This is a genomic window from Pseudomonas sp. URIL14HWK12:I12 (assembly GCF_003097135.1).
Lineage (GTDB): Bacteria > Pseudomonadota > Gammaproteobacteria > Pseudomonadales > Pseudomonadaceae > Aquipseudomonas.
In genome coordinates this window covers 279,956-295,060 of sequence record NZ_QEQL01000003.1, presented here as the reverse complement: position 1 = coordinate 295,060, position 15,105 = coordinate 279,956, and the positions used below count along the sequence as shown (strand labels likewise).

Annotated in this window: 18 protein-coding genes; 8 read left to right on the top strand and 10 right to left on the bottom strand. The window is 63.7% G+C overall.

Annotated elements, in window-relative coordinates; all coding sequences use genetic code 11:
* The first annotated feature begins 1 nt into the window (after nt 1).
* Complete coding sequence (locus F474_RS11515; RefSeq protein WP_097084531.1) at nt 2-472, top strand: RNA methyltransferase; 471 nt, start codon at nt 2-4, stop codon at nt 470-472.
* Here the strand turns inward: F474_RS11515 and F474_RS11510 are convergent.
* Both F474_RS11510 and F474_RS11505 read right to left on the bottom strand, forming a co-directional pair.
* The gene (locus F474_RS11510; RefSeq protein WP_097084530.1) at nt 465-1,571 is read right to left on the bottom strand and encodes a P1 family peptidase; all 1,107 of its coding nucleotides are present in this window, start codon (nt 1,569-1,571) and stop codon (nt 465-467) included. The genes F474_RS11515 and F474_RS11510 overlap by 8 nt on opposite strands.
* A 17-nt stretch (nt 1,572-1,588) precedes the next feature.
* Complete coding sequence (locus F474_RS11505) at nt 1,589-2,950, bottom strand: APC family permease (RefSeq protein ID WP_097084529.1); 1,362 nt, start codon at nt 2,948-2,950, stop codon at nt 1,589-1,591.
* Nucleotides 2,951-3,151: 201 nt separating this feature from the next.
* On the opposite strand from F474_RS11505, the gene F474_RS11500 reads away from it, so the two are divergent.
* The 6 genes from F474_RS11500 to F474_RS11475 all read left to right on the top strand — a co-directional run bounded on the left by F474_RS11500 (nt 3,152) and on the right by F474_RS11475 (nt 7,877).
* On the top strand, nt 3,152-3,931 hold the full coding sequence (locus F474_RS11500; RefSeq protein ID WP_097084528.1) for a helix-turn-helix transcriptional regulator: 780 nt from the start codon (nt 3,152-3,154) through the stop codon (nt 3,929-3,931).
* 67 nt (nt 3,932-3,998) lie between these two features.
* Nucleotides 3,999-5,138: a homoserine O-acetyltransferase gene (locus tag F474_RS11495; RefSeq protein ID WP_097084527.1), complete on the top strand. Its 1,140-nt coding sequence runs from the start codon at nt 3,999-4,001 to the stop codon at nt 5,136-5,138.
* A gap of 7 nt (nt 5,139-5,145) precedes the next feature.
* Nucleotides 5,146-5,766 (top strand): methionine biosynthesis protein MetW, encoded by a 621-nt coding sequence (metW, locus tag F474_RS11490; RefSeq protein ID WP_097084526.1) that lies wholly within the window; start codon nt 5,146-5,148, stop codon nt 5,764-5,766.
* 24 nt (nt 5,767-5,790) lie between these two features.
* Entirely contained in the window at nt 5,791-6,384 is a 594-nt protein-coding gene (rdgB, locus tag F474_RS11485; RefSeq protein WP_097084525.1) for an RdgB/HAM1 family non-canonical purine NTP pyrophosphatase, read from the top strand.
* Nucleotides 6,381-7,544 (top strand): radical SAM family heme chaperone HemW, encoded by a 1,164-nt coding sequence (hemW, locus tag F474_RS11480; RefSeq protein WP_097084524.1) that lies wholly within the window; start codon nt 6,381-6,383, stop codon nt 7,542-7,544. Before rdgB ends, hemW begins: the two co-directional genes overlap by 4 nt.
* 9 nt (nt 7,545-7,553) lie before the next feature.
* Entirely contained in the window at nt 7,554-7,877 is a 324-nt protein-coding gene (locus F474_RS11475) for a DUF3392 domain-containing protein (RefSeq protein WP_097084523.1), read from the top strand.
* A gap of 80 nt (nt 7,878-7,957) precedes the next feature.
* Here F474_RS11475 and trmB read toward each other — a convergent pair whose 3' ends face one another.
* From trmB to F474_RS11455, 4 genes are all read right to left on the bottom strand, one after another.
* Entirely contained in the window at nt 7,958-8,677 is a 720-nt protein-coding gene (gene trmB, locus F474_RS11470; RefSeq protein ID WP_097084522.1) for a tRNA (guanosine(46)-N7)-methyltransferase TrmB, read from the bottom strand.
* Between the two features lie 9 nt (nt 8,678-8,686).
* On the bottom strand, nt 8,687-9,481 hold the full coding sequence (locus tag F474_RS11465) for a thiazole synthase (RefSeq protein WP_097084521.1): 795 nt from the start codon (nt 9,479-9,481) through the stop codon (nt 8,687-8,689).
* A 50-nt stretch (nt 9,482-9,531) separates the two neighbouring features.
* Nucleotides 9,532-9,732, bottom strand: a complete 201-nt coding sequence (thiS, locus tag F474_RS11460) for a sulfur carrier protein ThiS (RefSeq protein ID WP_097084520.1) — start codon at nt 9,730-9,732, stop codon at nt 9,532-9,534.
* Nucleotides 9,733-9,816: 84 nt separating this feature from the next.
* Nucleotides 9,817-10,188, bottom strand: coding sequence for a DUF423 domain-containing protein (locus F474_RS11455; RefSeq protein ID WP_097084519.1), 372 nt, complete (start codon nt 10,186-10,188; stop codon nt 9,817-9,819).
* Nucleotides 10,189-10,259: 71 nt separating this feature from the next.
* On the opposite strand from F474_RS11455, the gene mtgA reads away from it, so the two are divergent.
* Nucleotides 10,260-10,979, top strand: coding sequence for a monofunctional biosynthetic peptidoglycan transglycosylase (mtgA, locus tag F474_RS11450; protein ID WP_097084518.1), 720 nt, complete (start codon nt 10,260-10,262; stop codon nt 10,977-10,979).
* A 50-nt stretch (nt 10,980-11,029) separates the two neighbouring features.
* On the opposite strand, the gene rpoH is transcribed toward mtgA, so the two are convergent.
* From rpoH to ftsY, 4 genes are all read right to left on the bottom strand, one after another.
* Complete coding sequence (gene rpoH, locus F474_RS11445; protein WP_097084517.1) at nt 11,030-11,884, bottom strand: RNA polymerase sigma factor RpoH; 855 nt, start codon at nt 11,882-11,884, stop codon at nt 11,030-11,032.
* Between the two features lie 116 nt (nt 11,885-12,000).
* Nucleotides 12,001-13,032: a permease-like cell division protein FtsX gene (gene ftsX / locus F474_RS11440; RefSeq protein WP_097084516.1), complete on the bottom strand. Its 1,032-nt coding sequence runs from the start codon at nt 13,030-13,032 to the stop codon at nt 12,001-12,003.
* The gene (gene ftsE, locus F474_RS11435) at nt 13,029-13,700 is read right to left on the bottom strand and encodes a cell division ATP-binding protein FtsE (RefSeq protein WP_097084515.1); all 672 of its coding nucleotides are present in this window, start codon (nt 13,698-13,700) and stop codon (nt 13,029-13,031) included. Before ftsE ends, ftsX begins: the two co-directional genes overlap by 4 nt.
* Complete coding sequence (gene ftsY, locus F474_RS11430; RefSeq protein WP_097084514.1) at nt 13,697-15,046, bottom strand: signal recognition particle-docking protein FtsY; 1,350 nt, start codon at nt 15,044-15,046, stop codon at nt 13,697-13,699. Before ftsY ends, ftsE begins: the two co-directional genes overlap by 4 nt.
* Between the last annotated feature and the right edge of the window lie 59 nt (nt 15,047-15,105).

Genomic DNA, 15,105 nt, shown 5'->3' with positions numbered 1-15,105 from the left:
CGTGGTGAACAAACGCTACGCCTGCGTCGGGCTGTTCAACCCCAAGTCTCCGGAGAACGTCGGCTCGGTGATGCGCGCCGCCGGCTGCTTCGGGGTCAGCTCGGTGTTCTACACCGGCAAACGCTATGAGCGCTCGAAAGACTTCGTCACTGATACCAAGCGGGTGCACTACGACATCCCGCTGATCGGCGTAGACGACCTGCAGGCGATCATCCCGCTGGGCTGCACGCCGGTGGCGGTGGAGCTGGTCGACGACGCACGCGACCTGACCACCTACACCCATCCCGACCGCGCCTTGTACATCTTCGGGCCAGAGGACGGCACCCTGAGCCCAGAGGTACGAGCCTGGTGCGAAGAGACCGTCTACATTCCCACCCAGGGCTGCCTGAACCTGGCAGCCACGGTCAATGTGCTGCTTTATGACCGCATGGCCAAGGGGCTCAACACCCGCTCGGGGCCGAAGTTCAAATAGCCCCCTTGCGCCAGCCTACCTGCTCGAGGGCTTCGAGCAGGCGAGGGCCATCAAGCGCCAGCACGTGCCGGCCGTCTTCGGTTTGCATGTCTCTGCCGGCCAGCAAAGCGTTGGCTATCGCCTCTTCGACCGCCTCGGCCGCCGCTGCGAATAACGGCGAGATATGGTCGTTGTTCACCATCCTGATATCGCTGGCCAGGGCCAGGCCGCGCCGGTTGTAGTCGGCGGGGGCGAGCCCGCTGTTGCCAGTGGCGAACGCCAGGAAGATATCCCCGCTCGAATCCTCAGTGCCGCCGCCGGTGCGGGCCAGGCCCACCGATGCCCGCTGGGCAAGGCGCTGGCACTGGTGTGGCAACAGCGGAGCGTCAGTGGCCAGCACCACCACGATCGAACCCATGCCGGGCGTATCCTGGTGGGCGTAAGGCGAAGCGAGGTGGCCCAGCACTCGGCCTACCGGGTAGCCGTCGATGCGCAGCTCCCGGCGTTGCCCGTGGTTGGCCTGCACGAACGCCCCGACGGTCCAGCCGCCCTGCTCAGCAGCAAGCACCCGGGAGGCGGTGCCGATCCCGCCCTTGAATTCATGGCAGATCATCCCGGTGCCACCCCCGACGGCGCCTTCTGCCACCGACCCGGCCTGGGCATCGGCCAGTGCCGCCTGCACCAGCTCGGCCGTGACATGCTGACCCCAGATGTCATTGAGCACACCGTCGTAGGTTTCCATCACCACCGGCATGCACCAATAGGTCGAAGGGTCGGCCAGGGTGGCATGCTCGTGGGCGATCAACGCATCACGCACCGTGCCTACGCTGTGGGTGTTGGTGGTGGCGATCGGCGTGGTCAACAGCCCGGCTTCGCGTATCCACTCAAGGCCAGTCGCGTCTCCATTGCCGTTGAGTACATGGCAGCCGGCGAAACACGGGTCGTAACGTGCCGGCCCCTGGCGGGGCTCGATCACACTGACGCCTGTACGCACAGGCTTGCCCCGGCCGGTTTCATCGAGCGTGGCGTGGCCCACCCGCACGCCCGGCACATCGGTAATGGCATTGTTCGGCCCGGGCTGGCCGGTGCCCAGGGTGATCCCCCAATCACGTGCTCGCATAGCAAACCTCAATAGCTCTAAAGCTTCTGAAAGGCGGGGCTGGCCTTGCCATAGACCCCATACAGAACCATCGACACCCCCAGGATGCCGACCAGGATGAAAATGTCCCGGCTGCTCGCGGCCCCCAGGTTAGCCAACAGCAGGTACCCTGCGCCTGTCACCGCGACCAATGCCGGTAGCGGCCACAAAGGCATCCGATACGGATGCTCGCGGTCGCGGCGCAGCACTCGGCTGAACAGCGCGCACAGGCCAACTACCAGGTAGACGCACAGGATCAGCAGCACGGTGAAGGAGGTCAGCTCGGAGAGGTTGGAGCTGAAGCTCAGCGCCGCCGAGGGCACCGCCAGAAACAACGTGGCCAGCCAGGGCGACTGCCACTTGGGGTGAATACGGGTAAACGCGCGGTTCATCCCCGGCACCCACAACTGGTCGCGCCCGCTGCTGTAGATCACCCGGCCGATCTGGATCACCAACGCGACAATGGCGTTGAACACCGACAGGAAGATCCCGGCACTGACCAGGCGCGACAGCGTCTGGTTGCCGTGCGCGGTCAGTAGGTAGCCGATGGGATCAGGGCTGGCCAGCATCTGCTCAAGCGACGGCGCACCTACCAACAGCGCCACCAGCGGCACGATCTCGATACTCACCACCAGCACCACTGACCACAACACGGCCTTGGGAATGCCGCGCCCGGCGCATTTCATGTCTTCGGCCAACAGCACGGCGCCGCCGTAGCCATTGAACGAAAACAGTGCGGTGCCGATCGCACCCACCACCAACGCCCAAGGCGCAGCGCTCAGCACGCCGTTGCTCAGCGCCTGCGGATGCAACAGGGCACTGACCGGCTGCTGCGCATGGCCAAAACCCAGCACCACGATCACCATCAACGCGGCCACTTCAAGAAACAGGCAGGCGCCGGTCACCCAGGCATTGAGCTTGATGTTGAGGATCCCCAGCCCGTAGCTGGCCACGACGATGACCAAGGCCACCGCCTGGCTATCGAAGCCGGTACCCAATGCTGCATTGAGGTACGTGGCGGCGCCCGTCGCCAGCACCGGCGGAATGAACAGCAGCATCGCCAGCACCGTCAGGAACGTGGCATAGCCGGCCAAGCCACCGAACACGCGCTTGGCGAAGACGTATTCGCCGCCCGCTGCGCTGTGGGCGCGGCCCAGCTCTGCATAGCAAAGGGCGAACATCAATGCCAGCAGGCCGCCGAGGGCAAACGCCCAGATCACCCCGGTGCCGGCCTGGGCAATGGCGAAGGGCGCGATCACGAATACGGAGCTTGCAGGTGTGACCGAAGAGACGGTGATAGCCACCACGTCGGGCACGCTGAGGGTACGGCTGAGAGCCGAAGTTTCGGAAGAAGCGGGCATATCGTCATCCTCACGTTGTTATACGCGTTTTGGTGGAGGCAGAACGAATACGGCGAAACACCGCGCGCTCGAACGGCGCGCTGGGCAGGGCCCACTCTAGGAACCGGTGCGGGGCGGGCGCAATTCCCCCAAAGGGGTACCCCCATTGACAGCGCCTCGGCAAACGCGCGCCAATGCCCTACCCCCGCAATGGAGCCCACCATGGACAGCCTGTTCTTGGAAGCTGCCAGCCATACCGCCCTGGCTCGCGCCATCGAGCACGCTGGCGGCCCTCGCTTTTGGCGCCAGCTGGTGCTTTTGCTGCGCCAGTGGGTGCCGCTCGACAACGCTTTGGCTGTGCACTTTCCCGCGCAGGGGCCTGCGCTGGCATTGGACGAGTACGATGCGGCACCCGCCCCTGCCGCCAGCGCGCTGTATCTGGACGGGCTGTATCTGCTCGACCCGTTCTACCAGGCCGCGCGGGAAGGCCTGGGCAGCGGCTTCTATCACCTGGAAGAGGTCGCGCCGGACCACTTTCGGCAAACCGAGTACTACCTGAACTACTTTCACGACCACGTGCTGGAAGACGAGGTGCAATACCTGCTGCAGTTGCCTGGCAACAGCGTGCTGTCGTTGTCGCTGGGCATGCGCCGGCGCTTCAGCGCGACCGAACTGGGCAAGTTGACGCTCTGCAGCCCCTGGGTGCTGGCCTTGCTGGGCCAGCACTGGGCAAGGCTCGCCCCGACAGCTTCGCAACCGGCACCGGTGGCCAACGCAATGGCCCATTTCGGCGAAGGTGTGCTGTCTGAGCGGGAGCTCGAAATCGCTCGGCTTATCCTCCGCGGTTACTCCTCCAAAGCCATGGCCGAGCGCCTGGGCATTTCGCCCGAGACCATCAAGGCACACCGCCGCCACCTGTACGCCAAGCTCGACATTTCCTCGCAGCCCGAGCTGTTCTCGCGCTTCATCGCCAGCCTGGGCTTCAGCGAGGCCGGTAGCTGAGCCTGCCACTGGTACAAACCTCGCCCAATCCTTAGACTTGTGCCTCATTCACCCGAGAGCAGGCCAGATGTCCAAGGTCTTCGCCGGCGATTCCGTCGGCCTTGTCACGCCCCAGACCGCCCATTTTCATGAGCCGCTGCCCCTGGCCTGCGGCCGCTCCCTTGCCGCTTACGAGCTGGTATACGAAACCTACGGCACGCTCAATGCCGAGGCCAGCAACGCGGTGCTGATCTGCCACGCGCTATCGGGCCATCACCACGCTGCGGGTTACCACAGCGAGAGCGACCGCAAGCCAGGCTGGTGGGACAGCTGCATCGGCCCCGGCAAACCGATCGATACCAACCGGTTCTTCGTGGTGTCGCTGAACAACCTGGGCGGCTGCAATGGTTCCACCGGCCCCAGCAGCATCGACCCGGAAACCGGCAAACCCTGGGGCGCACAGTTTCCGGTCGTTACCGTCGAAGACTGGGTGCACAGCCAGGCGCGCCTGGCCGACCGCCTGGGCATCAAGGTGTGGGCAGCGGTGGTCGGCGGCAGCCTGGGCGGCATGCAGGCGCTGCAATGGTCACTCACCTACCCTGATCGCCTGCGCCACTGCGTAGCCATCGCCTCGGCGCCCAAGCTGTCGGCACAGAACATCGCGTTCAACGAAGTGGCGCGCCAGGCGATCCTGTCCGACCCGGAGTTTCATGGCGGCGACTTCCAGGCCCAAGGCGTGATCCCCAAGCGGGGGCTGATGCTGGCGCGAATGGTCGGCCACATCACCTACCTCTCCGATGACTCGATGGGGGAAAAATTCGGCCGCGGCCTGAAGAACGAGAAGCTCAACTACGACTTCCACAACGTCGAGTTTCAGGTCGAGAGCTACCTGCGCTATCAGGGTGAAGAGTTTTCCGGGCGCTTCGACGCCAACACCTACCTGGTGATGACCAAGGCACTGGATTACTTCGACCCCGCCGCCGCCCACGGCGATGACCTGGCCAAAACCTTCGAAGGCGTACAGGCCGATTTCTGCGTGATGTCGTTCACCACCGACTGGCGCTTCTCCCCGGCCCGCTCGCGTGAGTTGGTCGACGCGCTGATCGCCGCGCGCAAGAACGTCTGCTACCTGGAAATCGACGCCCCACAGGGCCATGACGCTTTCCTGATCCCGGTGCCGCGCTACCTGCAGGCGTTTTCCAGCTACATGAACCGTATTGAGCTTTGAGGGCCCCATGAGAGCCGATCTGGACATCATCCAGGAATGGATCCCCACCGGCAGCCGGGTGCTCGACCTGGGCTGTGGCAACGGCGAACTGCTGGCCTGGCTGCGCGACCACAAAGGTGTGAGCGGCTATGGCCTGGAGATCGACCCCGACAACATCACTGCCTGCGTGAGCAAAGGCGTGAACGTCATCGAGCAGGACCTCGACAAGGGGCTGGGCAATTTCGCCAGCAACAGTTTCGACGTGGTGGTGATGACTCAGGCGCTGCAGGCAGTGACCTACCCTGACCGCATCCTCGACGAGATGCTCAGAGTCGGCCGCCAGTGCATCATCACCTTCCCCAACTTCGGGCATTGGCGCTGCCGCGCCTACCTGGCGACCAAAGGCAAGATGCCGGTCTCGGACTTCATGCCTTACACCTGGTACAACACACCGAACATCCACTTCTGCACCTTCAAGGACTTCGAAGCCCTGTGCCGCGAGCGCCGCGCCCAGGTACTCGACCGCCTGGCGGTGGACCACCAGCACCGGCACAACCTGGGCAGCAAGCTGTGGCCGAACCTGCTTGGCGAGATCGGTATATACCGGGTCAGCAGCCCCGGCCTTTCGGAACACAAAGTGGCGGTGTGAGCCGCCACGCATGAGGTTTTTGCAATGAACATTCCCGAACTGGTCTTGGCCAGCCACAACGCCGGCAAGCTCAAGGAGCTGCAAGCCATGCTTGGCAACAGCGTCTGTTTGCGCTCCGTGGGCGAGTTCAGCCAGGTCGAGCCCGAGGAGACGGGCCTGTCGTTCGTCGAGAACGCCATTCTCAAGGCACGCAATGCCGCCCGTTTGTCGGGCCTGCCAGCGTTGGCCGACGACTCGGGGCTGGCAGTGGACTACCTGGGCGGCGCACCTGGCATCTATTCGGCCCGCTATGCCGATGGCCAGGGCGATGCTGCCAACAATACCAAACTGCTGCAGGCGCTGGCGGGCGTGCCGGAGGCCGAGCGCGGCGCGCAGTTCGTTTGCGTGCTGGCGCTGGTGCGGCATGCCGACGACCCGCTGCCGATCCTTTGCGAAGGGCTGTGGCACGGCCGCATCCTCGAGGCCGCTCGCGGCGAGCACGGTTTCGGCTACGACCCGTTGTTCTGGGTACCCGAGGGCGAATGCTCCAGCGCCGAGCTGCCGCCCGAGCAGAAGAACCGCTTGAGCCACCGCGCCCGCGCCATGGCGCTGCTGCGCGAGCGCCTGGGCCTGGCATGAGCGAGCTTATTCGCCGTGGCGCGCCCACGCTGCCGCCACTGGCGTTGTATGTGCACATCCCCTGGTGTGTGCGCAAATGCCCTTATTGCGACTTCAACTCCCACGCCGCCAGCCCCGAGCTGCCCGAGGATGCCTACGTCAGCGCCCTGCTCAGCGACCTGGACCAAGACCTGCCCTACGCCCAGGGCCGCGAGCTGACGTCGATCTTCTTCGGCGGCGGCACGCCCAGCCTGTTCAGTGCTCAGGCGCTGGGCCGCTTGCTGGAGGGGGTTCAGTCGCGCATCCGCTTTGCCAGCGACATCGAAATCACCCTCGAAGCCAACCCCGGTACGTTCGAGCAGGCCAAGTTCGTGGCTTACCGTAAGCTCGGCATCAATAGGCTGTCCATCGGTGTGCAGAGTTTCCAGCCGGCCAAGCTCGAAAAGCTTGGCCGCATCCATACTGGCGATGAGGCGCTGCGAGCGGCCGAGATGGCGCGCCGCGCCGGTTTCGACAACTTCAACCTCGACCTGATGCATGGGCTGCCCGACCAGAGCCTGGATGACGCGCTCGACGACCTGCGCCAAGCCATTGCCCTGGCCCCCGCGCACCTGTCGTGGTACCAGCTCACGCTGGAGCCGAACACGGTGTTCTGGAACCAGCCGCCGGAGCTGCCCGAGGACGACATTCTCTGGGACATCCAGGAAGCCGGCCAGGCCCTGCTGGCAGCCGAAGGCTACGGGCAGTATGAAGTGTCTGCCTACGCCCAGCCTGGCAAACAGGCACGGCACAACCTCAATTATTGGTCGTTCGGCGATTTCATCGGCATCGGTGCCGGCGCCCATGGCAAGCTTACCGGCCTGGACGGCAGCATTCGCCGCACCTGGAAGACGCGCCTGCCCAAGGACTACCTCAACCTGGCCAAGCCCTTCAAGGCTGGCGACAAGCCGCTGCCGGCCGAGGAGCTGCCGTTTGAATTCATGATGAACGCACTGCGCCTCACCGAAGGCGTTGACGCTGCTTTGTTCGAGGCCCGCACCGGCCTGCCGCTGGCGAGCCTGGAAACCGCCCGCCGGGTGGCTGAACAAAAGGGGCTGCTCAAGGTCGAACCGGCGCGCCTGGCGGCAACGCCCCGTGGTCAGTTGTTTCTGAATGACCTTTTGCAGCTGTTCTTGAATTAAGGATTGCCCATGGACCTGATAATGGACCTGCTCGCCACGGTTTCCCGCTGGAGCCGTAGCAACCTTTCGGAAATTTCCCTGGCATTGGTGGGCTGCGTGCTGGTGCTGTTCGGTGCCCAGTTCAAAAGCTGGGTCGAGGGCCGCCTGGGCGGCTTCGCCGGCGCCCTGCGTATCCCGGCCATGGCACTGGTGTGCCTGGTGGGCAGCGGGCTGGCGCTGGTATATGCGACCCCGTGGGTGATCAAAGGGCTGTCACAGTTCAACAACTACAGCCTGGCCCCGGTGCTGCTGGTGGTGCTGGTGCTGATCGGGGTGGTCGCGGACCGCAACTGACGCGTAGATCAACTTTGTGGGAGGGCGGCTAGCTGTGACTTCGCTAATGAGCGTCGCCCGGCAAGCCGGCCTCCCACGGGCTACAGCTTCTCGAATTTCAGGTCCCAGGTGCCATGCCCCAGCCGCTCGCCGCGGCGCTCGAACTTGGTCACCGGCCTCTCTTCGGGCCTCGGCACGCAGCCTCCGTCGGCCGCCTGATTACGGTAGCCTGGCGCTGCGTCCATCACTTCGAGCATGTACTCGGCATAAGGCTCCCAATCGGTCGCCATGTGCAGCACGCCCCCGACTTTCAGCTTGCTGCGCACCAGCTCCGCAAAGGCTGGCTGCACGATGCGGCGCTTGTGGTGGCGGCTCTTGTGCCAAGGGTCTGGGAAAAACAGCAGTAGGCGGTCCAGGCTGTTGTCGGCCACGCACTGCTTGAGCACCTCGATAGCATCGCAGTCGTAGACGCGCACGTTGCTCAGGTTTTGCGTCAGCACCCCGTTGAGCACTGCGCCAACACCTGGCCGGTGCACTTCTACGCCGATGAAATCCAGCTCCGGCGAAGCGGCAGCCATCTCCAGCAGGGAATGGCCCATGCCGAAGCCGATTTCGAAGGTGCGCGGCGCACTGCGGCCAAACACCTGGTCGAAGTCGGTCAAGCCGGCATCCAGCGGCAGGATGAAACGAGGGCCGCCGATATCCAGGCCACGTTGCTGGCCTTCGGTCATGCGGCCTGAGCGCATCACGAAGCTCTTGATGGCGCGGCGGTGCGGTTGGTCACCACCGGCCTCGGCCGGCGGTTGGTGCGAATCGGTCATCTTGCGCTCTTACTTGATCAGGCCATCCAGCGGCGAGGAAGCGCTGGCATAGAGTTTCTTGGGCATGCGGCCGGCCAGCCATGCCAGGCGGCCGGCAATGATGGCGTGCTTCATGGCCTCGGCCATCTGCACCGGGTTCTGCGCGTGGGCGATAGCCGAGTTCATCAGCACCGCTTCGCAGCCCAGCTCCATGGCGATGGTGGCGTCGGAGGCAGTGCCGACGCCGGCGTCTACCAGCACCGGCACCTTGGCCTCTTCCAGGATGATCTGCAGGTTGTAGGGGTTGCAGATACCCAGGCCCGTGCCGATCAAACCGGCCAGTGGCATTACGGCGCAGCAGCCCATCTCGGCCAACTGGCGGGCGATGATCGGGTCGTCGCTGGTGTACACCATCACATCGAAACCGTCCTTGATCAGCACTTCGGCTGCCTTGAGGGTTTCGATCACGTTGGGGAACAGGGTTTTCTGGTCGGCCAGCACTTCAAGCTTGACCAGGTTGTGCCCATCGAGCAGCTCACGGGCCAATCGGCAGGTGCGCACTGCCTCGATGGCGTCATAGCAGCCAGCGGTGTTGGGCAGGATGGTATAGCGGCTGGGCGGCAGCACGTCGAGCAGGTTCGGCTCACCAGGGTTCTGGCCGATGTTGGTGCGACGCACGGCCACGGTGACGATTTCGGCACCCGAAGCCTCGATGGCCTGGCGGGTTTCTTCCAGGTCACGGTATTTGCCGGTGCCGACCAGCAGGCGCGACTGGAAGGTACGGCCAGCCACGGTAAAGGGCTTGTCGCTGCGAACGATGCTCATGGGGCATTCCTCGTTATCTGGCGCGAAAGAACGGTGGGTGGCGCAGGGCTTCAGCCGCCACCGATCGCATGGACCACTTCGACCTGGTCACCTTCGTTCAGCGCCGTGGCGGCATGCTGGCTGCGTGGCACGATATCCAGGTTCAGCTCTACCGCGACCCGCCGCCCCGCCAGCTCCAGATGCGCGAGCAAGGCTTCGACGGTGGTGCCGTCGGGCAGTTCGAAAGGTTCGCCATTGAGTTGAATGCGCATGCGGTGGCAGCCATCAGGTTCGTTTGGGGTTGGCATTCTACCCACAACTGCCGGCGCCACCAAGGCACCCTGGGGCCGTTCGTCTCAGCCCAGGCTCAGTGCGACCAGCCCCAGGCAGAGCCAGCCGGCCAGAAACATCAGCCCCCCAAGAGGCGTGATGATGCCGAGTTTGCCCACGCCGGTCAGGGTCAGCAGGTAGAGGCTGCCGGAAAACAACACGATGCCCAGTGTGAACAGCGCCCCGGCCCACCCCACCAGCCGCCCCGGCAAATGGTTGGCCAGCAGCGCCACCCCGAACAGTGCCAGCGCGTGAATCAGTTGGTATTGCACGCCGGTCTGGAAGATCGCCAGGTACTCAGGCGTCAGCCGGCTTTTAAGGCCGTGGGCAGCGAAGGCGCCCAGCCCAACGCCGGTGAAGCCAAAAAAGGCAGCCAGCATCAGGAAAATCTTCAGCATCGGGCAGCTCCGTTTCCAATGGGGTTCGATCTGTATAATGGCCCGCTCTGAAGGCCGGGGCCAAGCTCATCATGCTGCGTGTGATCCTGCAACGCGTATTCAAGCTCATCAAGTGGTTCGTCGTGATCAGCGCGCTGATGGTACTGGCAATGCGCTGGGTGCCGCCGGTGGGCAGCGCCCTGATGGTCGAGCGCAAGGTCCAGTCCTGGATCAGCGGCAAGCCCATTGACCTGCAGCGCACCTGGCAGCCGTGGGAGCGCATATCGGACGATCTGAAACTCGCCGTGATCGCCGGCGAAGACCAGAAATTTTCCAGCCACTGGGGGTTCGATATCAGCGCCATTCGTGCAGCCTTCCTGCACAACGAGCAAGGGGGGTCGATTCGCGGTGCCAGCACCCTGAGCCAGCAGGTGGCGAAGAACCTGTTCCTTTGGTCAGGGCGAAGCTACCTGCGCAAGGGCCTCGAAGCCTGGTTCACCGCCTTGATCGAGGTGATGTGGCCCAAGCAGCGGATTCTGGAGGTCTACCTCAACACGGCAGAATGGGGCTCAGGCGTATTTGGCGCGCAAGCAGCGGCGCAGTACCACTTCGGCGTAAACGCCGCTGCTCTTTCACGCCAGCAGGCCAGCCAGCTGGCCGCCGTACTGCCCAACCCACGGAACTGGAGCGCCAGCCGCCCCAGCGCCTACGTTGCCCGGCGTGCGGCCTGGATCCGCCAACAGATGGGCCAATTGGGCGGCGATGAATACCTCAAGACCCTCAACAGCAGCCGCAGCGCGCCTTGGCGCTAGCGCAAAGCAAATCGCCCGGCAAAGGCCGGGCGATCGGTGCAGCGGTGGCGTCAAGCCTCGATTGAACCCTTGATCTTGTTCATCGCGTTCTTTTCAAGCTGGCGGATACGCTCGGCCGACACGTTGTACTTCTCTGCCAGCTCATGCAGCGTAGCCTTCTCTTCGGCCAGCCAGCGCTGATAGAGAATGTCACGGCTACGTTCATCCAGCACTTGCAGGGCCTGGTGCAAGCTGGCATTGGCGCTGTCGCTCCAATCGGCATCCTCGAGCTGCTTGGCAGGGTCGTAGCGATGGTCTTCGAGGTAGTGCGCTGGCGATTGGTAGGCGCTGTCGTCGTCAGCCTCTGATGCCGGGTCGAACGCCATGTCCTGGCCGGTCAGCCGGCTTTCCATCTCTCGCACTTCCCGAGGCTCAACCCCAAGGCTTTCGGCCACGCGATGCACTTCGTCGTTGTTCAACCAGGCCAGGCGTTTTTTCTGGCTGCGCAGGTTGAAGAACAGCTTGCGCTGCGCTTTGGTGGTGGCAACTTTCACGATGCGCCAGTTGCGCAGGATGAATTCGTGGATCTCGGCTTTGATCCAGTGCACGGCAAACGACACCAGGCGCACGTTCATCTCTGGGTTGAAACGTTTGACCGCTTTCATCAGGCCAACGTTACCTTCCTGGACCAGATCTGCCTGGGCCAGGCCATAGCCGGAGTAGCTGCGAGCGATGTGCACCACAAAGCGCAGGTGCGCCATGACCAGCTCACGGGCTGCGTTCAGGTCTTGCTCGTAATACAGACTCTCGGCCAGCTCGCGCTCCCGCTCAGGCGACAGCAGCGGAATGCTGTTGACCGTATGCACGTAGGCCTCAAGGTTCGCACCTGGGACCAGCGCATATGCAGGTTGCAAGGATTGGGTCATTTAATGAACCTCCGAAACTCAGACTCGCGCTCCGCGGAGCGCTGACCAATAAGACCGGGAACCTAGAACCAAGTTCCTTTTTGAAGAACGGTCTTTGACGTCAAAAATTCAACCGATCAGCGGGGCGCCAGCTCTCTCAAGTGCTTGGCCACCGCGATCCATGCCCCGATATACCCCAACAGGACAGCCCCAAGCAAGAGCGAAACCCCATCAGAGGCGGGCACCCCGCCGAGTGCGAAATCGCTGCCATACAATTCCGATAGCCCCACGACGGACTCGTTCAACCAATTTAACCCGTAGGCCAGGATCGCCCAGGCGAAGATCCCGGCACCAAAGCCGTAGATCGCGCCCATATACAGGAAGGGCCGCCGTACATAGGCGTCAGTGCCGCCCACAAGCTTGATCACCTCGATCTCTACCCGGCGGTTTTCGATGTGCAGGCGAATTGTGTTACCAATCACGAGCAGAAGCGCGGAAATAAGCAACACGGCCAAGCCAAAGATGAAGCGATCCCCTAGCTTCAGGATCGCCGCCAACCGCTCGACCCATACCAGGTCGAGCTGGGCCTGCTGCACCTTGGGCAGCCCAGCCAATTGCTCGCGTAGCGACTCCAGCGCGGCCTTGTCGACCTCCAGCGGCGTCACCACCACCGTGCCGGGCAGCGGGTTGTCGGGCAGCTCCTTGAGCGCCTCACCCAACCCCGACTGCTGCTGGAACTCCTTCAGTGCCTCGGCGCGGCTGATGTACTCGGCGTCGGCAACCCCGGCGAGGGATTTGGCGCGCTCCACCAGCGCCTGGCCGTCGGCGTCGCTGGCGTTGATGTCCATATAAAGGGAGATCTGCGCCGCGCGCTGCCACGAGCCGCCCAAGCGCTCCACGTTCTTGAGCAGCAACGAAAGCCCCATGGGCATGCTCAGCGCCACGGCCATCACCAGGCAGGTGAAAAGGCTGCCGAAAGGCTGGCGCCCCAGGCGCTTGAAGCTGTCGGCAATGCTCGCGCGATGGCTTTCGAGCCAGGCGTGGAACAACGTGCCGAAATCCGGCCCGTCGTCATCGCCTTTGCGGTTTTTCTTGTCTTTCGGTGGCTGCGGGTCGGCCGCCTTGGGCGCGACGCGGTCAGACATCTTGGGGTTGCGGGTAGCGCTCATTGCCCCGCCTCCCCGTCGCCGATCAAGCGGCCGCGCTGCAGGGTCAGCATTCGGTGCCGCATGCGCGCAATGAGCGCCAGGTCATGGCTGGCGATCAGCACGCTGGTGCCAAGCCGGTTGATGTCTTCGAATACACCCATGATCTCCGCCGCCAGCCGTGGGTCGAGGTTACCTGTGGGTTCGTCGGCCAGCAGCAGGGCGGGCCGGTGAACGATGGCGCGAGCGATGCCGACCCGCTGTTGCTGCCCGGTGGACAGGTCACCTGGGTACAGATCGCCTTTTTCGCTCAAGGCCACACGGTCGAGCGCCGAATCGACGCGCTTGGCGATTTCTGCTTTGGAAAGCCCCAGTATCTGCAGCGGCAGCGCGATGTTGTTGAACACCGTGCGATCGAACAGCAACTGGTGGTTCTGGAACACCACGCCAATCTGCCGGCGGAGAAAGGGTATCTGCGCGTTGCTGATTTGCCCCAGGTCTTGCCCTGCAAGCAGCAGCTTGCCGCTGGTGGGCCGCTCCATCGCGAGCAATAACCGCAGCAAGGTACTTTTACCCGCACCGGAGTGGCCGGTAACGAACAGAAACTCGCCACGGCGCACGCGAAAGCTCAACTCATGCAGGCCTACATGGCCGTTGGGGTAGCGCTTGCCAACCTGCTCGAAACGGATCATGCCCGCTCCCGTTCGGCGAACAAGGCCTGCACGAAAGGCCGGGCTTCGAAAGTACGCAGGTCGTCGATGCTCTCGCCCACGCCGATATAGCGAATCGGCAAATTGAATTGCTTGGCCAAGGCGAAAATCACGCCGCCCTTGGCAGTGCCGTCCAGCTTGGTCAGGGCAAGGCCGGTGAGCGCTACGGACTGATTGAAATGCTTGGCCTGGTTGATCGCGTTCTGGCCGGTGCCGGCGTCGAGTACCAGCAACACCTCGTGAGGGGCCGATTCGTCGAGCTTGCCCATCACCCGGCGAACCTTCTTGAGCTCCTCCATGAGGTTGTCTTTGGTGTGCAGGCGGCCAGCAGTGTCAGCGATCAGCACATCGATGCCTCGGGCCTTGGCAGCCTGCAGTGCATCGAAAATCACCGACGCGGAGTCTGCACCGGTGTGCTGGGCGATTACCGGAATACGGTTGCGCTCGCCCCACACTTGCAGCTGCTCCACCGCTGCCGCGCGGAACGTATCGCCGGCAGCGAGCATGACCTTCTTGCCTTCGAGTTGGAACTTGCGCGCCAGCTTGCCGATGGTGGTGGTTTTGCCGGCGCCGTTGACGCCCACTACCAAGATCACGAATGGGCCTGTGCCTGGTTCGATCTGCAGCGGTTTTTCGACCGGGTCGAGCATGCTGGCGAGCTCGTCCTGCAGCGCGCCATAGAGCGCCTGGGCATCGGTCAGCTGCTTGCGCGCAACCTTCTGGGTGAGGTTACGTACGATCACCGAGGTCGCTTCCACCCCTACATCAGCGGTGAGCAGGCGGGTTTCGATTTCGTCGAGCAGGTCATCGTCGATGGCCTTCTTGCCCAGGAACAGGCTCGCCATGCCCTCGCCGATACTGGCGCTGGTTTTACTCAAGCCCTGCTTGAGGCGCGCGAAGAAACCGGCCTTGGTTGGCTCGGGCGTGGCCGCAAGGGCAGGAATAGGAAGCTCTGGCTCAGGCGCAGGCTCGGTAGCGCCATGCACAGGCGGCAGGGGCGCAGGCTCTGGCTCCGGTTCGAAAGCCACGGGCTCGAAGGCCACCGGCAATGCCGGCACCGAGGGCGCATCAGTTTGCGGGGGCTGGATGGCTTCAGGCTCGGGCTCGGGCTCGGGCGCAAGCACCGGCTCCGGCGCCATGGCCACCGCGTGTTCAGCGGAAACTTCAGCCGCCGAAGGCTCGGGCACTGGTGCCGAAGCCGGTTCGGGCGAAGCCTCTGGCTGCGGCGCTGCAGCTTCTTCCTGGGGCTTCTTGCGCCACCAGCCGAACAGGCCTTTTTTCTCAGTGGCCGGGGCCGCGGCTTTTTTGTCGTCGTTGGAACCAAACATGGAAGGTGGCTATCTCACGCTAGCGAAACGCCAGTGCGGCGTTTCGAGGAATTCTCGAC